This is a genomic window from Aerococcus viridans (genome assembly GCF_001543285.1).
Lineage (GTDB): Bacteria > Bacillota > Bacilli > Lactobacillales > Aerococcaceae > Aerococcus > Aerococcus viridans.
Genome location: NZ_CP014164.1, coordinates 2,152,015 through 2,176,727 on the forward strand (window position 1 = coordinate 2,152,015; position 24,713 = coordinate 2,176,727).

Here is a 24,713-nt window from a genome sequence, read left to right on the forward strand (position 1 = left end):
TATGAATAGCTAGCATGAAAAAAAGACAGCCAGCATTAAACATATGGATCATCATTAATAAGTCTATTCTAACATGCTATAATAAAAGTGAGAACTATGACAAATTCAAAAAAGGTGACCTATGGAATCAAAACGAACACAAGCAATTCAAAAATTTAATTACTGGACTACGCGCATGACCTGCCCTATCTGCAAAAGCAATCTATCTTTTAGCCATAATCAAGTCCGTTGCGATCACAATCACAGCTTTGATATCGCTAAACAAGGTTATATTAACCTTGCACCTAATCACCAAGAAGCACACTACAACAGCGACCTATTCACTGCTCGCCAACGAATCATGCAAGACGCAAATCTATACGCCGGTGTTTACCATCAAATCTTAGACCTGATAATGGAAAAAGGGGTAGACTTGTCGCAAGTTAGCAACCTAATTGACTTAGGCACTGGAGAAGGTAGTCACCTCCACCAGCTAGCGCAAACTTGGCAGGCACATGTGGCCAACGATCAAGATCAAATGCCACAATTCTTAGGCTTAGACTTAGCTAAAGATGGTATCCTTTCCGCTGCCAAACACTATACCAACGCCCTTTGGGTGGTTGCTGATTTAAGTCAATTACCCTTTAAAGATGGACAAGTAGAGGGTACGATTACCATCCTTTCACCCTCTAACTACGCTGAACTAAACCGAGCACTTTCAGAACAAGGTTGGGCCCTAAAAATTGTACCCGGCCCTAACTATTTAAAAGAATTACGGAAAATCATTCTACCAGTGGATGAACAAAAGCACGACACTTCTGCGTCCATTGCTAAATTTAAAGCAGCCTTCAATGACTTTGGTCAAAGCCACTACCAACAATATCGACCATTAAATAAAGAGCATATACGCGATTTAATTCAAATGACACCGTTAATGTGGCATGCCAACGAAAGTCAAATGACAGAAGCTATGGCATTAGATGGTATTACTATTGACTTACAAATTCTATTTGGACGCAAAAAGGAAAAGAGTTAGCCCTTTTCCTTTTTTTAATCTATCTCACTGATAATCAACCTAGACGTTTATTCTTTTGCATCCTCAAACACATAATCTGGGAAATACTTTTCTAAAATAACCGGTAAATCATAGTCATCCGGGAAAAATCTACTATATACCTCTTGTCCTTCATCAAATTGACCTTCAAGTCCTAAAACTTCAAAAACATCAACAACTTTAGCAACTGCCCATTGGATTGAAGTGCCTTCAACCACTTCATAAGGTTCTTCCAAATTATCCTCTTTGATAAAACGAATCAATTCTTCTTTTGGCATGTCTTCATCCAAATGATAAAGTAAGATTTGGTTTTCATAGGAATGACGCGGACTTCCATCATCCACATTATAAGCTTGTTTGATAATATTGATACTATATACATTCTTCATGTATTTCAACATCCTCTTCTACAAAGCTCTTTACCCGTAAAACATATTTACATGACTGCAGCCGCACCACCATCAATATTAAGTGCCACACCTGAAATATAAGAAGCTGCATCAGATACTAAGAAAGTAATGGCATTAGCAGCTTCCACCGTTTCACCAATACGACCTAAAGGTGTATTGGCTGATTGACTTTTAGAAAATTCTTCCCAAGTTTGATCAGGAGCGTTATCTTGCCAACGTTTTTCGATTTGTTCACTACGCACTAAACCAATAGATACAGCATTCACACGAATATTATACTCACCTAATTCTTTACTTAATTCCTTTGTTAAGCCAAGACCAGCAGCACGGCTAGTTGACGTTGGCAATGAATTAGCTGGAGGTGTTTTTCCGGCGATAGCAGTTAAATTCACAATAGCGCCTGAATTTTGTTTCTTAAAATATGGCAACACTTCACGAGTAAAATTCACTACACCAAAAACTTTAATATTCAAGTCTCGTTGCCATTCAGCATTATCCACCGCATCGAAACTATGGGCTGATGATCCACCTGCATTATTAATTAAAATATCAATACGACCAAATTGATCAATTGTCTCAGCAACTACTTTTTTAGCATCTTCTTCGACAGTTACGTCCCCAACGACATAGTGGACTTTTCGACCTGTGATTTCTTGAATAGCTCTTTGCGCATCGACAAGACGATCCTCACGGCGGGCAACAATTGTCACGTCAGTCCCCTCGCTCGCTAATGACTTAGCTGTCTCAAATCCGATTCCACGGCTGGCCCCTGTAATAATCGCTACCTTTCCTGATAAACCTAATTCCATCAAAAGACTCCTTTCTAAATTGTATTTCTATATATATTATAATCGAAATATTTTTAAACCAAAATAAAAACCCTTACAATCAAAAAGACCTATGACACGATAGGCATAGGTCCACTTCCGTATTGCTTGTTAGCCGATACCAAATTTGGCATTTTCTAAACGGGCTACATCCATTTTTTTCATTTTAAATAATGCATCTAGGACTCGTTTCTTTTGTTCTTCATTGGCTGTTTCCATGATTTGTAAGTAGGCTTGTGGGACCACTTGCCAAGAAATACCGTGACTGTCTTTCAACCAACCCATCGCCTCAGATTCTTCGTGGGCAGATAATTTGTCCCAGTAGTAATCTACTTCAGATTGCGCACCGGCAACAATCAAGAAGGAAATAGCTTCAGAAAACTCTTCATCACTACCAAAACCATGGTCCATAAAGACTAATTGTTGGTCGCCAACATTTAACTCGGCATAATTCACCTTAGCACGCCCATCTTGAGCTTCACCTTTTTGGTAATAATTGATGTGGCCGGGCGCTGCCATTTGAAAAATAGTGGCATAATCCTTTAAAGCTTGCTCTGCTTGACCACAATACTGACCGGCAAACAATAGAGATACACGGATTTTATGGTTTTTTGGCACGTCTGGTGCCAGCATAATTTGCCATGATAAACCAAATTGATCTTCTACCCAAGCATAGCGGTCGCTAAACGGATAAGCATCCAACGGCATCAAGTCTTTTCCACCTTTTGCTAATTTAGCATATAAAGTATCTACCTCTTCAGCAGTATCTAACGATATCATCAAAGAGAATGAGGGGTTCATTTTAAAATCACTATCCCCATTAAAAGCCGCAAATGCTTGATTTTCGATCGTAAAATCGTAAGCAACAGATTCACCTTTAGCCATTGGATAGTGGATTTCACGAGTAATCTCACTTTGACTAAAAACTTCAGTGTAGTATTTAACTGCTTCTTCAGCTTGGTTGTCGAAACATAACTGGATCGCAATTTGTCGCATATTTATTGCTCCTTCAACATTGAACTCTTCCAATACTTATAAGTAAAGAATAAGCTAAAAACCAATGAATGTCGAATAAAAACGGCTATACTTTTTACCAAGAAGCAACTACTGCACCTTTGAATGTTTCTTCGATAAAGGTTTTAACTTCGTCTGTCTTATAATATTCTTCTAGTTGTGCGATAACGGGATCTTCGGCGTCCTCAGTACGTGATACAACCCAGTTTACCCATGTAGTATCTTCAGGATCTTCCATAGCAATGGCCAACTCTTCTGCACTCAAACCGGCGTCTAAAATATAATTTGAGTTGATACCTGCCGCAGCCACATCGGGTAATTGAGCGATAAATTGGGCCGGATCTCCTGTAATAAAGTTTAAATTCAAATGATTTTCTTCAATATCATCTACTGTAGCAGCAATGCCTAACCCTTCAGGCAAAGTAATCACACCAGCTCGTTCTAATACTAGAAGTGCACGACCTTCTTGAGAAGGGGTATTTGGTACTGCAATCGTATCGCCTTCTTGTAATTCATCTACTGTATCGTACTGTTCAGAGTATATCCCCATTGGAATCGTGATATTTTCAAAGGCCTGTGTAAATTCATATCCTGTATCTGCGATCACGGTTTCTAAATAAGGGCCAGTTTGGATAGAGTTAAGATCTAATTCACCATCCGCTAAGGCGGTATTTGGTGCAATAAAATCATTGAACACTACTAATTCAATATCCAAACCATCCGCTGCTGCCCTTTCTTTTACTAATTCAAAAATATCTTCGTGGGGACCAGCTGTGACACCAATCTTTAGAACGCCATCTTCTAACAAGCCTGACGACGTTGCCGTCTCATCTTCACTTGTAGCTGTTGATTCACTTGCTGGATTAAAGCACCCTCCTAATGCAAGTGTCGCCGCCCCTAATACCGTTAGTAACCCTTTAGTCCGTTTCTTCATCTGTTATTCTCCTCCATATATAATGATTAGTTATTGAATTGCTTGTATACTCGAGCAATCCTACTAGCCGCTTCTTGCAAAATAGCTGTATCTGCGATTAAGCCAATTCGGATATACCCCTGACCTGCAGTACCAAAACCATTACCCGGCGCCACTGCCACATGCACTTCTTCAGCAAGAATTTGCACAAAAGTTTCTGCATCCACCCCTTTTGGTGTCTGCATCCATTGGTAAATGGTCCCTTTGGATGGCGTCACTTGAATGCCTGCTTGGTCAAATTCCCGAATGACCGCGTCCCGTCTAGCTTGGTAAGTGGCTTTCATTTTGCTAGTAAAGTCTTGATCTTCGTCCGCTAATAAAGCTGCGACGGCTTCCTGGATAGCCCCGTACATACCAACTGTCGTATGGTCCTGCAAGCTGTTCAGATAGCCGACTACTTGCGGGTTACCCACTGCGAAACCGACGCGCCAACCTGGAATGTTGTAAAACTTGGATAGAGAAAATAGCTCAAGACCAACTGCCTTAGCACCCGGGGTTTCAAGATATGATAGGGGGGGTGCCTGGTCAAAAACATACGGAGCGTAGGCAAAGTCATGAACCACGAAAATCTTGTTGTCCTTGGCTACAGCCACCGTGTCCTCGAAAAATCCCGGCGTGGCTAAAGCGCCCGTTGGATTGTTGGGGTAATTCAGGTACATGACCTTAGCACGGTCGCGGTCCCCTTGGGCAACCTGGTCAAAATCAACCAGGTAATTATTTTCCGCCAGTAGGTCCATAAAAATCGTATCCGCTTGGGTTAAACCAATGGCCGATAGATAGTCTGGATAGGTAGGATTGGGCAGTAAAATTCCGTCCCCCTTGTTGACTAAGACCTGACTCACCTTCATAATGGCCTCTTTAGACCCGTGGAATAGAGCCACTTCTGTTTCTGGATCAATGTCTACCCCAAATTGATGGTGGTAAAACTTGGCCACCGCTTGCTTTAGCAAGTCTTCCCCGCGATACGGGCCATACCGGTCATATTTCGGATTATCGATAGCCGACCGTAACACCTCTTTCAGGGCTTGTGGTGCCGGTAAATCTGGCGTCCCAACCGCTAAATCGATCACGTCATCATAGCGACTCTTAAGGTCCGATATCGCTGCTGTTAAACTTGAGAAATATTGACTTGGCAAGGATTGAAAAATATTTGAAGGTTGAAAATCAACCATATGCCACCGTCCTTTCTGATAAAAACTATGCGGTCTCTATCCAATGAGTTATAGCCACTTTACCTTTTAATCTCCTCCATATCAATTATTTAAAGATATCGATTTCCGTCGTATATTGAACGGTTATAACTATCACAAATCATTGAAAAAGGGGATTGCAACCGGACATTGCAATCCCCATCTTAATACGGTTATTTCAAAATAACCTGCCTGGATCATTATTTAATTTTACTAGCAATTTCAGCTACTAAGTCAGCGTCTTCAAGACCAGTGACCGTTTGAATAACTTGGTCAAGTGGTTGATCTGCTAACATTTTTTGCAGTTCTTGGCTTTGTTCATCGTCTGCGTCACTGTATTCAAAAATGTATGCGACTGTTTCAAGTAAAGCGTCGTAAGCTAGGCCACGTTCTTTTGTCTCACGAATTGGACGGATAAAGCGTTCGTCGTAACCTAATTTACGGATTGGTGTACGGGCAACACGTGTAATAGCATCTGAAATATGGCTGTTTTGGAAACGGCCTACGATTTTGTTGGCATAAGCTGCGTGTGCTTCTTGGTCAAAGCCCCATTTTTCAACTAATAAGGCACCAGTTTCTGCTAGCACTGCTTGTAATTGTTGTAAGACATTGTCGTCTTTTAAGGCCTGGTCAATTGTTTCGTAACCATAGTGTTTACCTGTATAAGCTGTCGTTGCATGCCCGGTGTTTACAGAGAATAGTTTACGTTCGATATAAGGTAGTAAATCTTCAACGTATAATACGCCCTCTAGCTTGATTTGCGTCCCTTTAACCTTAGTTTGGTCGATAACCCATTCAGAGAATGGCTCAACGGATACAAACAGAGGATCTTCGTGACTTTGCATTGGGACAATACGGTCAACTGCCGCATTGGGGAAACCAATATATTGGTCAACGTAGATACGATCAGCCTCATCGAAATAAGCTGACACTTTCTCATTTAAGAAATCAGTCCCACCGATCATATTTTCGCATGCGATAATGTCCATTTGACGAGTGTCGCCATTTTCCCGGCGTAACTTAACCCCATTGGCAATTAATTCAGCAATATAAGGTAAGATATTAGGTCCTATAGCAGTTGTCACAATATCTGCTTCAGCTACTGCTTCAGCTACCGCTTCAGGTTCTTTACCGTTGTTTAAACCACTGAAACCAGAAACAGTTAAACGTTGGTGCGCATCATCAGCGTATTCAATTTCGTAACTATCACGGTCGTTTAAGGCATCGATTAACGTTTCGTTGATATCGACAAAGGTGATGTCGAACCCATTCTTATGTAAGATTTCACCTATAAATCCACGACCAATATTGCCAGCACCAAAATGTACAGCTTTCATTTATGCTTCAACCTCCTTCAACATATCAATAACTTCTTCAGCCGTTTTTGCATCTCCTAGACGGACAACATTCGCCACATCTGAACAGTAGGCTGCAATTTTAGACAATAAATCTAAGTGATCATCACCAACGCCAGCAATTCCAAAAATAGCCACAGCTAATTTCTCTTCTTTACTATTATCAGAGAAGTTAACGCCCTTTGGCACTTGCACAAAAGAAATTGCCGTATGGTTGACGTGGTTTTTACTATCGTCTGTACCATGTGGGATAGCGACAAAATTGCCCATGTATGTAGACACAATGCCTTCACGCTCGATCATACCCTCTACATAATCAGCATCTACCGCACCGTCTTGTACCAATAATTGGCCAGCAGCGCGAATGGCTTCCTCTTTTGTTGTAAATGTATTATTCAACTGAATTAACTCTTTTTTCAATTCCATTCAATCACATCCTTCTTTTGCTTGAGCTGAACTGTAAAGTCCAGACTTAGTTTCCTTGCGCTCACCCAGTATTGAGTTCGCACCCTTTTTAATCTCACTTGTAACTTAAAGTTACGGGCTCTCGCACTCGCACCCTTTTTGTCTCATCCTTTATTCAAATGTGGTGGTTTCTTCTACAAACAATGCACTCAATAGTTGTAATACGATGGCCTTTGTCCCACTTCTATAGATTTCCGTGTTCAAATCATTATCAATAATGGAAGAGGATATCTTACCCAGCAATAGTTCATTTTCCCAAGATAATGGTTCTGGGGCTAGTAATAACAAGATTCGTTTCAATTCAATTGTCGTCCGGTCCATGCCCAATATTTCAAACGGTCGGTCTAATTCATATATGGAGAAGAAGGCTTCCTTGACTTGTGGGTTGGTCGAGTGGAATAAAGCAATGTTTGAATGCGGTATCCCAATGGGCGCTTCCAGATAGCGCTGAATCACTCGTTTCGTCACTCGGTCAGGTTCCTCCACCACTTGGTCAGATAATCCCTGGATGATTTCTAACAAACTAGCTTCAACTGTTTCCTTAGATTGAATTTGGTGAATATCAAATTTCTCGAGAATCTTATTGGCCGTGTTGACCAATTGATAAAGTCGTTCAAACTGCATGTCCGCTGACCCATTTGCCTGTTGACTCGCCTGGGTACGCTCTTTTGACTGCGATAAGTGTTTAATTTCTTGCCGAATCGCCATAATCTCATCATCCAAAAGTAAGGGCGAAATCACCTGATATGGATAATTAAAGCCTGCCAGGAAACTAGTCGATAAAATCAAATCATACTGGTCATAATCGACCTTGGACATCTGCGAAACCTTCACAATATCCAACTGCTTCACTTCTGGAATCTTATTGGAAAAACGGCTCTCCAAGATTTTGCTGGTACCAAACCCGCCAGCACTTAGGATGACAATCTTCAAGTTGCGGGAGATCGGCTGGCGCTCAATAGACGAGGCGTAATGGATAATAATATAAGCCATCTCTTCCTTAGTAAAGGTAATATCCGGAAAGACCTCTTTCAATGATAGGTCCACTGCTTCATGTAAATTAGGGTAGCCTGCAATCATTTTATCTAAGATAATATCATCACTAGTAATCGCTTGGTCTAAACGTTTTAAGGCCGCATTTAAATGGGTCAATAAGTCTTCAAACAAGCGGTTGTCCTGTCTAAAATCGTAACCTGTTTTGGTCGAAATTTTTCTAGTTAACTCCGCCACCCGATAGGACAATTCCGTATCAAAGTTGTTGGAGAAGATATTTTGTGGTCGGTTGAAATTCATCCCTTCCAACTGACGCGCAAACATATGGCGTTCATTGAAATCAATGGCCAGCTTCATTTCCTTGGCAATAATCTCATACATTTGATGAGACAAGCGGATGAAATGACTCGATTGGTCTTTAGCTAGGATTTCACTATGAATACTGTGCCCTTGTTGGATACGGAAAATATTCACCACAAAACTCAGGATAATCGTCTTCAATTGGTTATCTGGTAAGTTGGACAACTTTTGGTGAATCAAGTTCGACTTAAATATCTGGTAAGCAATTTCATATATGTCACTCGGGATTATCTGGATGAAAAAGGCATCCTCTGAATGGGGCAGTTGCCCTTGTTCAGTCATTTGGTTGAAATACAGAAAGAAATCAATTTCCTTGATATTGTAATCCAACAAATTGACAATTAATTGCCGGATAACCGTCTCTTCACCCTTCACCTTCAAATTAGCATGACTAGAGCTTTCAATTTGAATATCATATTCACTCAAACTGGCTTTTACACTAGCCATATCCGTGTTGAGCGTCCGTACACTGACGGAAAAATCATAGGCCATGGCTTCAACTGTGCTAATCCCTTGACCCGACAAGACCATTAAGGCAATGGCATTTTGTCGTTGGGCCTTAGATAAGTCACCATAAGGATGGGCATTGAGCTGGTCCCTCAACGCCGCCTTATCCTCATCGCTACCAATTAAGTAATACCCTTCATTTCTTGGCTTGTCTAACCGCAAGTTCAACTGTCTAAGCGACTCTTCAATATGGCTAATTTCACGATACACTGTGCGTTTGCTTATATCGAGTTCATCTTGAATGTCTTTTTGGGTCACACCTTTTGGATAGGCCAGCAACAAATTCAAGATGCTCTTTTCTCGCTCTGTAAAATACACTTCCATCGCTCCCTTAGTCAAAACCTACATGTTTTCGATATGACTAATTTACCTTATTTAACAGCTTGTTGTACTGGTTTTGCTCATATAATTTCGAAACTTCTTCAAATTGTGCTTCCGGTGCCACTTCTTTAGCAGGGTGAACCGTGTCTGCATCAACGATAATCAAGGTTTGCGAGTTATTTTGTAATTGTGCAAAAGGTACTGCTTCAGCTACAAGGTCAGATCCCGCTTTCTTCAATTCATTACGTAAGTTTGAAGCTGCCATAACTGAAGCTGATGGTTTATCTTCATGGAAAGGCACTTGAATTAACCGCACATCTGCATGAACATCATCTGTTGTAGTGGCTGCTGGACTTACCGGTGCTGCTGGGCTCGTCTCTTCTTCAGATGCTACCTGCATTTCACCTAAAATTTCATCATAACGGTCACCATCTAAGAAGTTACCCACAGATACGTGAGATGCTAAAGGTGCTTGTCGCTTAGCTCGATCAGTCAATTCTTCTTGAGTGATAACAAGGACACCTGCTTGATTTTCTAATTTCGAAATAGCCGTATTTGTGATAGACATGTCATAACCTAATTTTTTCGCTTTCTTACGTAACAATGAGGCACCCATGGCACTAGATCCCATACCTGCGTCACATGCGAAAATAATGCTGTTAATATCTTCTGGTGCAGGAATTTCACCTTCAACTGACGCTGAGCCAGCATTTGTTTCCTCAGAAGATTGGCCTTTTGAATCTGCTTTGGCTGCTTTAGCCGCCGCTTGGCTTTCTTCAAAGTTGTCTTGGTCTTGTTCACGGTCCATTTTAATAATTGGTGCCGCTACCAAGAATGAAACAAGTGTTGCAACTAATACTCCACCGATAACACCGATGTATGCACCTGGTGCTGTCATACCAAGGATAGCAATGATTGAACCTGGTGATGCTGGACCAGTTAAGGCTGCGTTTAATAGTTGGAAAGTTAATGTACCTGATACCCCACCAGCAATAACGGCTAGGAATAATAAAGGTTTCATCATCACATATGGGAAGTAGATTTCATGAATACCACCTAGAAAGTGGATAATAATCGCACCCGGTGCTGATGATCTTGCTGAGCCTTTTCCAAATACAGTAAAGGCTAATAGAATACCTAGACCAGGACCTGGGTTGGCTTCTAATAGGTAAAGAATTGAACGACCTGTTTCTGCTACTTGTTGTGACCCTAATGGCGTTAGAATACCATGGTTCAATGCGTTATTAAGGAATAGAATCTTGGCTGGCTCGATAAATACATTAGCCAATGGTAGTAATCGTCTTTGAATAATCCAGTCTACACCTGTTGCAAAGATGGTTGTCATTCCTGAAACGAATGGCCCAACTGCATAGAAACCAACTAATACTAATAAGAAACCGATAATCCCGATTGAGAAGTTGTTAACCAACATTTCAAAACCTGACGGGATTTTATCTTGAAATTTCTCATCAAATTTCTTGATGGCCCAACCACCTAAAGGACCTAAAACCATTGCTCCAATAAACATTGGCACTGTTGCTTGACCTGTTACAATTTCTGAGGCCCCTACAACCGCACCCATTGTGGCGATGGCACCAGTTACAGCCCCACGTTGACCATAAACCATGGAACCACCGGTATAACCGATTAAAATTGGTAGTAGGTAGTCACGCATTGGACCTACTAAGTTTGCTAGTGCTTCATTTGGCATCCACCCATCTGGAATGAACAGTGCTGTAATAATCCCCCAAGCAATAAATGACCCGATATTGGGCATAACCATACTAGATAAATAAGAACCTAATTTTTGAACCGATGCCTTTAAACCTGAATCTTTTGTTTTCTCCGACATAAGCGTTCTCCTCCTTTGTTTAATTCATCTATTATCTTATTCGTAATCGGAAGCGGTTACAATGATTTCAGCATGTAAGTTTGGCACACTTAAGCATGACACTTTTTCCTTGTTCCGGTTTCTATCTTTCTATGATAAACTGACAGTAAAGATTATGTATTGATCAAAAAATCACATTTTAGGAGGATTATTTATGGATATCAAGATTTTTGATACCGCAAAAGAAGCATCTAAAGAGGTTTTCCATGAATTTGAGCAAGCATTAGCCAGCGGTGCAACAACTTTTGGTTTAGCAACGGGTTCAACACCAGAAGATTTATATGAATATTTAACATCTTCTGACTTAGACTTTAGTAACGCAACTGCTTTAAACCTAGATGAATATTTTGGCTTGCCTGCTGATCATCCACAAAGTTACGCAACTTTTATGGACAAGCACCTTTTTAGTAAGAAACCTTTCAAAGAAACTTTTATCCCTAACGGTTTAGCAACAGATGTTGAGGCAGAAATTGCTCGCTACAATGCACTATTAGAGGAGCATCCAATTGACCTACAAATCCTAGGTATTGGACAAAATGCGCATATCGGTTTCAACGAGCCAGGTGCTTCTCGCCATATGAAAACACAGTTAGTAGACTTAGCAGAAAGTACTATTCAAGCAAATGCTCGTTTCTTCGATTCTATAGAAGATGTACCAACCAAAGCTTTCTCTATGGGCTTAGCGTCTATTATGCAATCTAAACGTATCCTACTACTCGCTTTTGGTGAATCTAAAGCACAAGCAGTTAAGGATATGGTTGAAGGTCCTGTGACTGAAGAGGTACCTGCAAGCCTGTTACAAGAACATCCTAATGTGGCCGTTTACCTAGATAGGGCTGCTGCAAGCCTCTTAAATAAATAGTCACCGAGTTTTACTTATAAATAAACAAATAGCCTATGACAGACTTAGAGTCGGTGTCATGGGCTATTTAATTGTACATTCCTTATTACTACAATCCTTCCTTTAGTCAGTGTATACAACTTTCAACCATTTTGCCTTTCAATGATTCATACTTATACTATACCCTGTGTCTTTTATTTAATGCATCTTCCTTTTACAAAACTTTTGTATGCACATTGAAGATTAATAGAGGAAATCGCATAACGCCTTGTAAGAATATGGGTAAATATTTGCAAATCTAATAAAGCGTTGTTATAGTGAATAATATAACTAATATTGGATAGGTCATATAGGAGGAATTTCATATGTCTAACTTAAAAAATCCAAAGGAACTATATCATAAAGATGGATTCCCCAAGCAAGACCAAGAGGGACCGGCTCTGCAAAATAAAATGAAACCTGTACCTGACTGTGGTGAAAACACTTATAAAGGTTCAGGAAAACTAACCGGTCGTAATGCGCTAATTACAGGAGGAGATTCAGGTATTGGTCGAGCGGTAGCGATCGCTTTCGCAAGAGAAGGTGCCAATGTGGCCATCCATTTCTTACCAGGCGAAGAATCAGACGCTGAGGAAGTAAAAGAGTTGATTGAAAAAGAAGGTCGTAAAGCACTCTTATTACCATACGATTTTAAGGAAGAGGGAAATGGCGCTAAAATTGTGTCAGAAACTGTTAAGGCCTTTGGTGCACTAGATATTTTAGTTTTAAATGCGGCGCAACAAATTGCTCATGAAAAGCTTGAAGATCTACCAATGCAACAAGTAAGAGACACCTTCCAAGTAAATATTATCAGTATGTATGAATCCGTGAAAGAAGCTGAAAAATACCTAGAGCCTGGCAGTACAATTGTTACAACTTCTTCCGTGAATTCATTTAATCCTTCTGTTTCATTCTTTGATTACGCCGTAACTAACGGTGCAATATCAACTTTCACTGCCCTATTATCTGGATACTTTGCACCAAAAGGCATTCGGGTCAATGGTGTAGCACCTGGTCCAGTATGGACACCTTTACAATTAGATGGTGGACAACTAGAAGGTGGACTCGAAAGTTTTGGGCAAGATACTCAACTAGCACGTTCTGGTCAGCCAGCTGAACTTGCACCGACTTATGTCTTACTTGCTTCAAATGATTCTTCTTATATCAGTGGAGAAATTATTAAAGTTACAGGTGGTAGCACCATCTCTACTGAATAATCAATGTGCATCATTAAGTGATTATGACAAATAAAAGCTTTAATAAGAGGTCAAGCTTAGCTTTAGGGATAAGCTTGAATCTCTTATTATTTATATAATCGACTAAATCGTTGCTAGCCTTAATTAGGTTACTAAACTGAAAGTAACACACCAATCACATAATAAAATACTGAGCAATATAGTCATTATTCCCTTTCTAAAAAAACGGTTCTTTTACAAATAGTGTTGGTAAATAATTTCAAACCAAGCGAATATGTTTTTTAGTTTTTAATAACAATTAAAAAATCAATAAAGTTAAATGCCATGCACGCCGTGATGTGTATGGCTTTTTTCTTGCCTTTAGGCAAGGAATGCGACCAATGAGATAACATTTTCTAACAAATGGTGTTTCGATCTTACAGTGTACGTTCCTTAAAAGCCGTGGCACCAGAGAAAGCCAAGGTCTCTTTTCTTTGAAATCGAGCCTTAGTCTAGATTTCATGCTTGTTCACGGCTAAGGTCGTACAGTTTCAGTCCTCTTTATTCAAAAATATACCACTATCCCTGGGTTAGCTTGCCATCCCGTCAAATGTATATGGTTCAGGATTGGATGGTTTGTAATTTAATTTGAATTGTACTAAAATTCTTGCACATAAATGGTGGAAGTTCGAATATCCAAAACCTGTTCGTTTAATTAATTTAATTTTATTATTAATACCTTCGGTAGGACCATTTGATACAGTATATTTCAAGGCGTTATGTATATAAGGCAAGAATTTGACTAATGTTCTGATCGTTCTTCTCGTACGACTTGGCAAAGTGCGATGCTTAGCCCCTTGTAGGATTTCATTGAAAATATTGATATCATGAGTTGAAATGGCATATTTTAGTTCATTCATCAGGGTATAAGTAACCAAAAGTTCGTGTGAGATGCTCAAAAGATAATCAACAATACGTTGTTCTGATATTGCTTCACCAAATTGGCGAATATAATGTGTATCCGTAAAATTTAAATCTTCAGCATTCTTTAACAATAATTTCCATTGTTTTTTGAGTTTTTTGTAGTCCGATAGACGGCTCGTTTTGATAGTATTCATCACTTTAATACGATTAGAATTGATTGTTTCATTCAGCAGCTTTACTATATGGAATCGATCAATTACAATCTTAGCATTAGGAAAACTAGTACGTATTACTTCAAGATAAGGTGTATATAAATCAATCGAAACTGTCTTCACGCTGCTTCGAGCAGTCCAGGTAAAAGAAGAAAAGTAATCGATGAGCGACGCTTGTTTTCTATCAACGATAATATCAATTAGCCTTCTATTATGCGTGTCTACAAGGACAGCACTCATCGCATTCGCTACACGACTGGTCGATTTAAACTCATCTACACCGAGGTGATTCGGGAGATAATTTCCCTTAGGTGATAGTCCCTTACTTGCTTTCATTAAAGTTCTGGCCACTGTTGGAGAGGAGACATGGTAACGTTTAGCGATTAACCGCATAGATTGCGTATCAACCAATTCGGAGCTAATTTGGCTTTTAATGGCTTTAGAAATACAGCAAAATTTTTCAACTAATGGTGTTTCAGCAATAAAAGTTTGTGCACAGTGTTTACAATAAAAGCGTTGCTTCTGTAATTTAAGTAAAACAGGATTAGTAGCTGTGTTCGGTAATCGAATGATAGCTGGTTTAAAGCCATGTTTGATGATATCTTGGTTACCAGTATTCTTTACACCACAGTGCATATAAGCCTTAGGCTTGTATGTAAGAACCCCATGTAAAACGAAATGATTGATTTCATGATACTTTTCAAGTGGCAACAGATGCATAGATTTTGGTATTTTTATATCAATATTATTGTCGAAAATACCGCAAAGTTGTTTTATAATAGATGTATGGGACATGATTTTTCCTTCTTTCTGTATTCGTCGTGGTTTACATGAATTAAGGATATCATGTCCTTTTTGTGTACACAAAAATAGTGTCAATGAGATTCAACATTGAACTGCACCCTGTCAAGTAGACAGGTAAATAAACAAAATTTTTGTGCCATGTATGATACTTTTCATCCATGGCTTTTTTTATGCCGGAATGCTTAAGCCCATTTTTAACGTCACCCGTTGAGTGTTATAAAACCCAATATATTGTTTAATATCATTCTCTAATTCTTCAAAGCTCACATAAGTCTTCAGCCGATACATTTCTTCTTTAATAATTCCCCAAAAGTTCTCCATTGGACCGTTATCAATGCATTTCCCCACACGAGACATACTGTGGGTGAGTTGATGTTTCTTCACAAAATTATTAAAGTCGTATGACGTGTATTGATATCCCCGATCGCTATGAATAAGCGTTTGGGTTGATATAATCTTGTCTTCAATTTGGCGAACTGTATCACGAACTAAGGCATTATCATTACGTTTCGATAGTTTAAAGGCTACGATCTTATTTTCGCCATAATCCAATATGGCACTAAGATAAGCTTTGGCGTTCTCTCCATACTTAAATTCAGTCACATCGGTTAATAAGACTTCCATCGATTGATAGTCCTTTCGGAATTCTCTATTGAGGACATTATCGGCGATATGTGCAGGATTGTGGGGCTTGTAACGATATCGTTTCCGACGGATAACAGCTTTCAAGTTCAGTAATTTCATCAAACGATAGACACACTTATGGTTTACTTTAGCGTTCATGAAGTAGTTCAGATAGATAGTTATTCGACGATAGCCATAAATACCTTTATGCTTTTCATAGACTTGAAGGATTAATTCAACAAGCTTTCGAAGCCGTTTTTCCGACGCAGTCGGCTTGCGTTTCAACCACTTATAATAACCCGCTCTGCTCACACCCAAAGCATCACAGAGATGGATTACTTTGTATCCTTCTTTTTGTAGTTTCTTGATCGTTTGGTATTCCGCTTCATACCTCGTTTGCGTGACATCAACTCTCTTTCCACTTCTTCTAACTTTTTTAACGCTACGTTCTCCGTTTCTAGATACTCATTTCGTGCTCTTAAAGCTGCATTTTCAGCCCGGATTCTTTCTTCTTCCGTTTGAACAGAGTTTGGTTTGCCGCGACCTCGTCCATCTACTAGTCCGTCAGGACCATGCTTCTTATATTTTTGAACCCATGAATACACGTTATTGTAGGATACCTGATACTTCTCAGCAGTTTTTTTATAAGATAAACTATTAGCTAGGCAGTCTTGGACTATTTTGATTTTTTCTTCTTGTGTTGATTTTTTATCTGTCATCGTATACACCTCGGATTTTGGAGAATAGCTCCTCATTTCTTCCCCTTTAGTATACTTGTTTATCCAGCTCCTGACAGTATCAACTTTTGGGATATTATATTTAACAGCTAGCTGACCTATAGGTAATCTATCTTCTAAATATTCTTTCACAACTAAGTCCTTAAATTCTTTGCTATATTTATTGTACTTAGATTTAACTTGAATCCCACTAATTCCATGCTCTTGGTATCTTAAGACTTTATCCCAAAAGGACGTCCAATTAATTAATAAACCATAGGCTTCTTTTAATTCTTTGAAACTGATTCCTTCATTCAGATACATCAAAATATATCTTTCGATTTCTTCAGTTGTATGTTTACTGTTTGAACGCATAAAAATCCCCCTAAAGTAATTTTTCTTTTTTAAGTGTCTACTTTAGGGGGAGCATATCACATGAAATCTCACCAACACTATTTATTATAGAACCAATTATTCCAGTCAATCCGCAACAAAAACAACACCTGCCGAAACAATCCCTTTTACTGTCCCGACAGGTGCTTTAATTAATTCAGTCCAACACGTTCAAATATTTCATCTACATTTTTCAGATGGTAGTTATAGTCAAAAGCATCTTCGATATCTTCAGCATTCAGAATGGACATAATCTTCTCGTCCTCTTCAAGCAGTGGTTGGAATGCTGTCTGTTCATCCCAAGCAATGGCAGTTTTGGGCTGAACCAGGTCGTAAGCTTCTTCCCGGCTGAGGCCTTTATCGATCAGCTTCAGCAATACACGCTGGCTGTAGATCAGACCAAGTGTTGCATCCATATTGCGTTTCATGTTCTCAGGGAACACGGTCAGATTGCAGACGATATTGGCAAATCGGTTCAGCATGTAGTTTAGCAGGGTCGTGCTGTCAGGCAAAATAATGCGTTCCGCAGATGAGTGCGAAATATCACGCTCATGCCATAAGCTGACGTTCTCGTAAGCTGTCACCATGTGCCCTCTGATCACACGCGCCAGTCCGGCCATATTCTCAGATCCGATCGGGTTACGTTTGTGAGGCATTGCTGAGGAGCCTTTCTGACCTTTAGCAAAACCTTCTTCCACTTCTCTAGTTTCCGACTTCTGCAGGCCTCTGATTTCGGTCGCAAACTTTTCAACGCTGGTTGCAATAAGGGCAATGGTGCTAATATATTCCGCATGCAGATCGCGCGGCAGAACCTGGGTCGAAATTTCCTGAGGACGCGTTCCCAGTTTATCGCAGACATACTTTTCAACAAATGGCGGGATATTGGCAAACGTTCCAACTGCTCCACTGATTTTTCCGGCTTCTACGCCTTTAGCTGCGTGTTCGAACCGTTCGATGTGGCGTTTCATTTCTGAATACCAGAGCGCCAGCTTCAGACCAAAGGTAGTCGGTTCAGCGTGAACACCGTGCGTGCGTCCCATGGTCACCGTATGCTTATGCTCTTTCGCTTTTTCACCGATAACTTCAAGCAGCTGCTGAAGGTCTTTTCTGAGTACATCATTGACCTGTTTCAGCTGGTAACCGTAAGCTGTATCAACGACATCTGTACTGGTTAATCCGTAGTGGACCCATTTCTTTTCGTCTCCCAACGTTTCAGAAACGGCTCGTGTGAAAGCGACCACGTCATGTTTCGTTTCTTTTTCGATTTCCAGAATACGGGCAATATCAAAAGAGGCATGCGCTCGGATCTTCTGAACGTCTTCTTTAGGAATCTCTCCCAGTTCGGCCCAGGCTTCATCAGCTAGGATCTCAACTTCCAGCCATGACTTGTAGCGGTTCTCCTCTGACCATAATTCTTTCATTTCAGGTCGCGTGTAGCGTTCGATCATTATACCAGTCTCCTAATTCCAGATTTTCGTTTCTTCAATGTCTTTCAGTGTCTTCTCGGTGTCAGCCGTCAGTATGGTCACGTGCCCCATCTTTCGCCCGGTCTTGACCTCTTTCTTGCCGTAATCATGTACATGCCAGGCTGGCTGACTGCTGTTCAGTTTCAGTGCCTGGTCAAAGTGCTCACCCAGGATATTGACCATTACAGCAGGCTTGAGAAGGTCCACTTCAGCAAGAGGATAGCCGCAGATTGCACGTATGTGCAGGTCAAACTGTGAGTCTGAACAGGCTTCGATAGAATAATGTCCGGAGTTATGCGGACGCGGCGCCAGTTCATTGGCATAGAGCTTTCCTTCAGAAGTCAAAAAGAGTTCCACACCCAGGACACCTGATAAGGTCATCTTTTCAGCGATGGTATCAGCAATCTGTCGTGCCTCGTCCATCACCTCTTCTGACACGCGTGCCGGTACGATACTCTTAAGAAGGATATTGTTCTCATGGATGTTTTCTGAAACAGGCAAGGTGACCACATTCCCTGAGGCATTACGAGCCACCATAATAGAAAGTTCCTTTTCAAATGACACCCACTCTTCCAGGACACATGTCCCTTTTTTTATAAGAGCCGAGGCTTCTTCAAAATCAGCATCCGATTCCAGAACGACTTGACCCTTCCCGTCGTAACCGCCTTGAACAGTCTTCAGGACACATGGATAGCCAAGACCTTCTATGGCTTTCTTCAAATTTTCTTCCGTTTCAATTTTAGCATAAGCGGCAATAGGAATCCCTGACTTTTTCAGAAAATCTTTTTCAGTCAGGCGATTCTGGGTATTAAGTAAAAGCTTGGTTCCCTGGGGAACTGCAATTTCCACTGCCTCAAGAACGTGTTCGATTGTTTCGGCATCGACATTTTCAAATTCATAGGTCAGCACATCGCTTGATCTGGCCAGTTCTTTCAAAGCGTCCAGATCATCATAAGCTGCTTCAATATGCAGATCCGCCACTTGGGCTGTCGGACAGTCTGGAGTCGGGTCAAGCACAGCAATCCGATAGCCTCTTTCCTTAGCAGAAAAAGCCATCATCCGTCCCAGCTGTCCCCCACCTATAATGCCTATTGTACTTCCCGGTCTGATCAGTTTAGACAAGTTCATCACTACTTTCCATTACCTTCTGTTTCAAGGCTTCTCTTCTATTTTCGATTCGGTCGGCCAGTTCAGGCTGAAAGGCTCCCAACATCTGAGCGGCGAGGAGACCGGCATTCGTTGCCCCAGCCTTGCCAATGGCTACGGTAGCAACAGGGACTCCTCCCGGCATCTGTACGATCGACAGGAGTGAGTCCAGACCGTTCAGCGCCTTTGACTGAACAGGCACGCCGATGACCGGCAGCGTCGTCTTCGCTGCCAGCATTCCTGGAAGATGTGCTGCGCCTCCCGCTCCAGCGATGATCACTCTGATCCCCCGCCCGCGCGCTTCTTCAGCATAATCAAACATCAAGTCCGGTGTCCGGTGAGCGGAGACCACTTTTTTCTCGTAAGCTACCTCCAGTTCATCCAGCACCTCACAGGTATGTTTCATCGTCTCCCAGTCGGATGTGCTTCCCATGACGACCCCTACTTCAATTGCCAAATCAAACGCCTCCTAATAGTTATGGTTCCATTTTACCTTATTGCTTATTTCCCGTTCATAACCGCTCTGTTTCCGATATCTTCCCTGTAGACATACTCGCTTGTATCTACGGCTTCAAGCGCTGAATAGACAGCTTCCTGCGCTTCTTCGATTGTTTCCCCAGCTGCTTCGACTAAATAGACACGGCCGCCGTTTGAAACCAGCTTTCCTGCGGTTTCTGATACGCCTGCGAAGTACAGGTTCATCTGATTGCCTATTTCAGGCAGGTCCAATGGTCTATATTTTTCGTAAGCTTCTGGATAGCCTTTTGAGGCAACTACCACCCCAAGACTGATGCCCTCCTGTTTCCAGACTAGACCGGGTTCCTGGTCATTAAGAATAGCTGAAATGGCTTCTGCGAGATCGGATTCCAGACGGTTCATCAGCACTTGCGTTTCCGGATCTCCAAAGCGGGCATTGAACTCGATTGTTTTAGGTCCATCGTCTGTTGCCATGACTCCGGCATATAATATACCCGTAAAAGGCGTCCCGTTTCTTACCATCCCTGTCGCAGCCGGCAGGAGTATCTTTTCAGTCGCTTCTTTTACTACAGCTTCAGATATATGCTTAACTGGAGCATAGGCCCCCATTCCTCCAGTGTTCGGACCTTTGTCCCTTTCAAGCAGGCGCTTATGATCCTGTGAAATCACCATCGGATAGACCTTCTCATTTTTAACAAAAGCCATAAGGGAAAACTCTTCTCCCGTCAGGTATTCTTCGATGACTACACGCGTGTTCTGGTCCCCGAATTTTTTATCCAGCATCATGTCATCAAGGGCATCAAGTGCCGCTTCCATCGTTTCAGCTACAACGACTCCTTTACCTGCGGCCAATCCATCAGCCTTGATGACGACTGGAATGTTTCCTTTTTCAATGTAACGTCTAGCTTCTTCATACTGATCGAAAGACTTGTAATCTGCTGTCGGAATAGCATTGGTGGTCATCAGCTCTTTAGCGAACGCCTTTGATGATTCTATCTGAGTCGCAGTTTTTGATGGGCCAAAAATTGCGAGCCCTTCAGCCTGGAAATCATCCACGATGCCATTAAACAGGGGGATTTCCGGGCCAACGATGGTCCATTCAACACTTTCTTTTTTGGCAAAATCAATTAACGACGCATGGTCTTCCTGACTGATATTCAGCACGGTTATACCGTCACGAGTCATCCCCGGGTTTCCCGGTGCACAGAACACCTGCTCGACTTGGCTGCCCTCCAGCAGTTTTTTGGCAATCGCGTGTTCACGTCCACCTGATCCAATCACTAGTAACTTCACATGTTTCTCCCCTTTAAAATCCCTAAATATAATCTATGTATAAAACGAAAGAGAGGTTTCCCTCTCTTTTATTGATCAATGTCTAAAGTGACGCATTCCTGTAAAGACCATGGCGATGCCGTATTCATTCGCCTTGTCGATCGACGCCTGATCCTTGATGCTCCCACCTGGCTGAATGATTGCTTTAATCCCGTTCTTGGCAGCATATTCCACACTGTCATCCATCGGGAAAAAGGCATCGCTGGCCATGACCGCACCTTCTGCCTGCTTCCCTGCCTGTTCAATGGCAATCTTGACTGCTCCGACCCGGTTCATCTGACCGGCTCCGATGCCTAAGGTCTGCTTGTCGTTCCCTACGACAATGGCGTTGCTCTTCACATGCTTCACTGCTTTCCAGTTCAGTTTCAGTGCACGCATCTGGCTGTCAGTTGGGGCCTTGTCCGTAACAACTGACCATTCAGGAGCATCTTCTTCGTTGACCCAGTCCTGGTCTTGGACCAGCAGGCCGCCAAGTACGGACACGGATTCTTTTCCACCTTGTCTGGCTTCAGAAAAATCCAGTTCAAGCAGACGAATATTTTTCTTCTTGGTCAAGACTTCCAAGGCATCCTCAGAAAAACCAGGAGCAATGACGATTTCAAGGAAGATTTTACTTAATTTGTCTGCCAGTTCAGCTGTGACTGTTTCATTTACTGTGACGATGCCACCGAAAATAGACACAGGGTCTGCATCATAGGCTCTGTCAAAGGCTTCTTCTATCGACTCACCAATTCCTATTCCACACGGATTCATGTGTTTAAGCGCTACAGCTGCTGGTCCGTTAAATTCACGAACGATACGTATAGATGCATCTGCATCCTTGATATTATTATATGACAGTTCTTTTCCGTGAAGCTGCTTGGCCTTAGCAATGGAAAAACTGTTTGCTTGGGGAGCCTCATAGAAAACGGCAGTTTGATGACTGTTTTCGCCGTACCTTAGAGTCTGCTTCACGTCAAATGTCTGTGTATAACTGTCTGGCTGAGTTTCTTCTTCAACCTGCGCAGTCAGATAATCAGCTATCAGAGCATCATAAGCGGCCGTGTGACGGAAAACTTTAGCTGCCAGACGTTGTCTAGTCTTGAGAGAGGTCTCACCGTTTTGTTCCAGCTCCTTGATCACTTGACTGTAGTCATCAGTATCTACAATGACTGTAACTGCTGCATGGTTTTTAGCCGCACTTCTAAGCATGCTTGGTCCGCCTATATCGATCTGTTCGATGGCCTCTTCTCTAGTCGTTTCGAGTCTGGCAATCGTATCTTTGAACGGATACAGATTCACACAGACAAAGTCGATCGGAGTGATCTCATGTTCAGCCATAGCCGAACGGTGAGTGTTCAGATCCCGACGGCCCAGCAGTCCCCCATGGATCAGCGGGTGTAACGTTTTGACCCGTCCGTCCATCATTTCAGGAAAACCGGTGACCTCTTCGATCGACAAGGTTGGAATCCCAGCCTCGTCCAGGACTTTTTTCGTCCCTCCTGTTGAAATAATCTCTATGTTCTGTCTGACTAATGCCTGAGCAAAGTCAACGATATTGGTCTTGTTTGATACACTGATAAGTGCACGTGTCATAGTTAGGCATACTCCTTCTGCAAATTTTTTATATAAGTCTGAATGACTTCAGGATACAGCACATGCTCGACAGCATGAAGCTTCTCCTCTAGTGATTCTATCGTATCATCTGGATCGATAACAACTTTTTCCTGAGCCAGTATCGTCCCGGTATCGATGCCTTCATCCACTAGATGTACGGTCACACCCGTTTCTTTGGCTCCTGCATCAAATGCATCCTGTATTCCCTGTTTCCCGGGATAAAGCGGAAGCAATGACGGATGAATATTAATAATTCGATTGTCAAATGCTTCCAGTAAAGTCTGCCCGATGATTCGCATGTAACCGGCCAGGACAATCAGGTCGATGTCTGCTTCTTTCAAATGATCTAAAACCTCTCTCTCAAAGACTTCTTTTGAAGGAAACTGTTTCGGGTAAAATGAAACAGAGGGAACAGCCAATGTATCGGCTCTATTCAGAGCAAAAGCGTCAGGCTTGTCACTTACGAGCAGAGCCACTTCTGCTTCTATCGTCTGTTTTCTAATCGCCTTCACAAGTGCTTCAAAATTCGATCCGCTCCCGGAAGCAAAAACGGCTAGTCTGATTGGTCCAGCTTTACTCAAAACGGATCGCCTCATTTTCATCTGCTCTGACTTCTCCGATGGTGACTGCTTTTTCTCCGGAATCTTTTAAGCTTTTAAGCACTGCTGCTTCGTGTTCTTCCGGAACAGCAAGAACCATGCCGATTCCCATGTTGAAATAGCCGTACATTTCATCACGGTCAAGTTTTCCATACTCCTGAAGCAGAGTAAAAATGCCAGGTATTTCCCAAGTATTTTTTCTGACTACTGCGGATAAGCCTTCTGGTAACATGCGTGGCAGATTTTCAATGAATCCGCCGCCTGTAATGTGAGAAATGCCGTGTACCCAGCCTTCCTTTAATAGAGGCAGTACAGCAGACACGTAGATTTTTGTCGGCTCAAGCAGAGCCTGGCCTAAAGTGTCGTCCCCTAAGGTCGCATGCTTAAAATCATAACCCAACTTATTCTGTTCAAAACAGATTTTTCTGACCAGTGAGTAGCCGTTAGAATGTATGCCGCTGGATAACAAGCCAATCAGCTTGTCGCCGGCTTTAACGTGATCCTTAGTCAGCATACGGCTTTTTTCCACCACACCGACACAGAATCCCGCAACATCGTAGTCCTCTTCCCCATACATGTCAGGCATCTCAGCCGTTTCTCCGCCGATCAGGCCTGCACCTGCCTGGACGCACCCATCAGAAATGCCTGCAACGATCTGTTCCATTTTCTCAGGAACCGTTTTCCCCGTTGCAATATAATCCAGAAAATATAGTGGCTCAGCACCTTGAGCTAAAATATCATTCACACACATCGCCACACAGTCGATGCCGATCGTATCGTGTCTGTCCTGCTGGATCGCAATCAGCAGTTTCGTGCCGACCCCGTCCGTCCCAGATACGAGGACCGGTTCTTTCACGTCGACAACAGACAGATCAAATGCTCCGCCGAAACCTCCCAGCGCACCCATCACACCAAGGCGTTCCGTTCGTTCAGCGTATTTCTTTATTCGTTCAACTGTTTCGTATCCTGCTTCGACATTGACGCCTGCGTCTGTGTAGGCATTTCCCATATAACAGATCCTCCTGTGTTT

General features: G+C 41.9%; 21 protein-coding genes and 1 pseudogene. 3 read left to right on the plus strand and 19 right to left on the minus strand.

What is annotated here, in order from left to right:
* The first annotated feature begins 121 nt into the window (after positions 1 to 121).
* Positions 122 to 1,015 carry a putative RNA methyltransferase gene (locus AWM76_RS10035; protein WP_003142043.1) on the plus strand — a complete coding sequence of 298 codons (894 nt, stop codon included), beginning with the start codon at positions 122 to 124 and terminating at the stop codon, positions 1,013 to 1,015.
* A 47-nt stretch (positions 1,016 to 1,062) separates the two neighbouring features.
* On the opposite strand, the gene AWM76_RS10040 is transcribed toward AWM76_RS10035, so the two are convergent.
* From AWM76_RS10040 to AWM76_RS10080, 9 genes are all read right to left on the minus strand, one after another.
* Positions 1,063 to 1,422, minus strand: a complete 360-nt coding sequence (locus tag AWM76_RS10040) for a hypothetical protein (RefSeq protein ID WP_106427285.1) — start codon at positions 1,420 to 1,422, stop codon at positions 1,063 to 1,065.
* 47 nt (positions 1,423 to 1,469) lie between these two features.
* Positions 1,470 to 2,252, minus strand: a complete 783-nt coding sequence (locus tag AWM76_RS10045; protein ID WP_003142041.1) for an SDR family NAD(P)-dependent oxidoreductase — start codon at positions 2,250 to 2,252, stop codon at positions 1,470 to 1,472.
* Between the two features lie 129 nt (positions 2,253 to 2,381).
* Positions 2,382 to 3,266: a VOC family protein gene (locus tag AWM76_RS10050; protein ID WP_039935203.1), complete on the minus strand. Its 885-nt coding sequence runs from the start codon at positions 3,264 to 3,266 to the stop codon at positions 2,382 to 2,384.
* A 94-nt stretch (positions 3,267 to 3,360) separates the two neighbouring features.
* Positions 3,361 to 4,218, minus strand: a complete 858-nt coding sequence (locus tag AWM76_RS10055; RefSeq protein ID WP_003142039.1) for a MetQ/NlpA family ABC transporter substrate-binding protein — start codon at positions 4,216 to 4,218, stop codon at positions 3,361 to 3,363.
* A gap of 26 nt (positions 4,219 to 4,244) precedes the next feature.
* Positions 4,245 to 5,429 (minus strand): aminotransferase class I/II-fold pyridoxal phosphate-dependent enzyme, encoded by a 1,185-nt coding sequence (locus AWM76_RS10060; RefSeq protein WP_003142038.1) that lies wholly within the window; start codon positions 5,427 to 5,429, stop codon positions 4,245 to 4,247.
* A 218-nt stretch (positions 5,430 to 5,647) separates the two neighbouring features.
* A complete protein-coding gene (locus AWM76_RS10065) occupies positions 5,648 to 6,784 on the minus strand; it encodes a mannitol-1-phosphate 5-dehydrogenase (protein ID WP_003142037.1) in 1,137 nt (378 codons plus the stop codon).
* Complete coding sequence (locus AWM76_RS10070) at positions 6,785 to 7,228, minus strand: PTS mannitol transporter subunit IIA (protein WP_003142036.1); 444 nt, start codon at positions 7,226 to 7,228, stop codon at positions 6,785 to 6,787.
* Between the two features lie 150 nt (positions 7,229 to 7,378).
* Positions 7,379 to 9,451 (minus strand): BglG family transcription antiterminator, encoded by a 2,073-nt coding sequence (locus tag AWM76_RS10075; protein WP_003142035.1) that lies wholly within the window; start codon positions 9,449 to 9,451, stop codon positions 7,379 to 7,381.
* A 37-nt stretch (positions 9,452 to 9,488) separates the two neighbouring features.
* Complete coding sequence (locus tag AWM76_RS10080) at positions 9,489 to 11,300, minus strand: PTS mannitol transporter subunit IIBC (RefSeq protein WP_003142034.1); 1,812 nt, start codon at positions 11,298 to 11,300, stop codon at positions 9,489 to 9,491.
* A gap of 193 nt (positions 11,301 to 11,493) precedes the next feature.
* Here AWM76_RS10080 and AWM76_RS10085 point away from each other — a divergent pair, with 193 nt between their 5' ends.
* Both AWM76_RS10085 and AWM76_RS10090 read left to right on the plus strand, forming a co-directional pair.
* The gene (locus AWM76_RS10085; RefSeq protein WP_003142033.1) at positions 11,494 to 12,201 is read left to right on the plus strand and encodes a glucosamine-6-phosphate deaminase; all 708 of its coding nucleotides are present in this window, start codon (positions 11,494 to 11,496) and stop codon (positions 12,199 to 12,201) included.
* 344 nt (positions 12,202 to 12,545) lie between these two features.
* A complete protein-coding gene (locus AWM76_RS10090; protein ID WP_003142032.1) occupies positions 12,546 to 13,436 on the plus strand; it encodes an SDR family oxidoreductase in 891 nt (296 codons plus the stop codon).
* Positions 13,437 to 13,984: 548 nt separating this feature from the next.
* Here AWM76_RS10090 and AWM76_RS10095 read toward each other — a convergent pair.
* The 10 genes and pseudogenes from AWM76_RS10095 to purM all read right to left on the minus strand — a co-directional run bounded on the left by AWM76_RS10095 (position 13,985) and on the right by purM (position 24,692).
* Complete coding sequence (locus AWM76_RS10095) at positions 13,985 to 15,325, minus strand: ISL3 family transposase (RefSeq protein WP_060779411.1); 1,341 nt, start codon at positions 15,323 to 15,325, stop codon at positions 13,985 to 13,987.
* Positions 15,326 to 15,502: 177 nt separating this feature from the next.
* Positions 15,503 to 16,336: pseudogene (locus AWM76_RS10100) on the minus strand (IS3 family transposase); the annotation flags it as partial.
* Positions 16,294 to 17,049 (minus strand): helix-turn-helix domain-containing protein, encoded by a 756-nt coding sequence (locus AWM76_RS11175; RefSeq protein WP_003143816.1) that lies wholly within the window; start codon positions 17,047 to 17,049, stop codon positions 16,294 to 16,296. The gene AWM76_RS11175 and the pseudogene AWM76_RS10100, both read right to left, overlap by 43 nt.
* Before the next feature lie 170 nt (positions 17,050 to 17,219).
* Complete coding sequence (gene purB / locus AWM76_RS10110) at positions 17,220 to 18,515, minus strand: adenylosuccinate lyase (RefSeq protein WP_003142079.1); 1,296 nt, start codon at positions 18,513 to 18,515, stop codon at positions 17,220 to 17,222.
* A 12-nt stretch (positions 18,516 to 18,527) separates the two neighbouring features.
* Entirely contained in the window at positions 18,528 to 19,664 is a 1,137-nt protein-coding gene (purK, locus tag AWM76_RS10115; RefSeq protein ID WP_172545067.1) for a 5-(carboxyamino)imidazole ribonucleotide synthase, read from the minus strand.
* Positions 19,648 to 20,136 carry a 5-(carboxyamino)imidazole ribonucleotide mutase gene (gene purE / locus AWM76_RS10120; RefSeq protein WP_003142083.1) on the minus strand — a complete coding sequence of 163 codons (489 nt, stop codon included), beginning with the start codon at positions 20,134 to 20,136 and terminating at the stop codon, positions 19,648 to 19,650. The genes purK and purE overlap by 17 nt, the downstream gene beginning before the upstream one ends.
* Positions 20,137 to 20,180: 44 nt before the next feature.
* Positions 20,181 to 21,449 (minus strand): phosphoribosylamine--glycine ligase, encoded by a 1,269-nt coding sequence (purD, locus tag AWM76_RS10125; RefSeq protein ID WP_003142084.1) that lies wholly within the window; start codon positions 21,447 to 21,449, stop codon positions 20,181 to 20,183.
* 75 nt (positions 21,450 to 21,524) lie between these two features.
* Positions 21,525 to 23,063 carry a bifunctional phosphoribosylaminoimidazolecarboxamide formyltransferase/IMP cyclohydrolase gene (purH, locus tag AWM76_RS10130; protein ID WP_003142086.1) on the minus strand — a complete coding sequence of 513 codons (1,539 nt, stop codon included), beginning with the start codon at positions 23,061 to 23,063 and terminating at the stop codon, positions 21,525 to 21,527.
* A gap of 2 nt (positions 23,064 to 23,065) precedes the next feature.
* Entirely contained in the window at positions 23,066 to 23,647 is a 582-nt protein-coding gene (purN, locus tag AWM76_RS10135; protein WP_039935260.1) for a phosphoribosylglycinamide formyltransferase, read from the minus strand.
* 10 nt (positions 23,648 to 23,657) lie between these two features.
* Positions 23,658 to 24,692, minus strand: a complete 1,035-nt coding sequence (gene purM, locus AWM76_RS10140; protein ID WP_003142090.1) for a phosphoribosylformylglycinamidine cyclo-ligase — start codon at positions 24,690 to 24,692, stop codon at positions 23,658 to 23,660.
* Positions 24,693 to 24,713 lie beyond the last annotated feature (21 nt).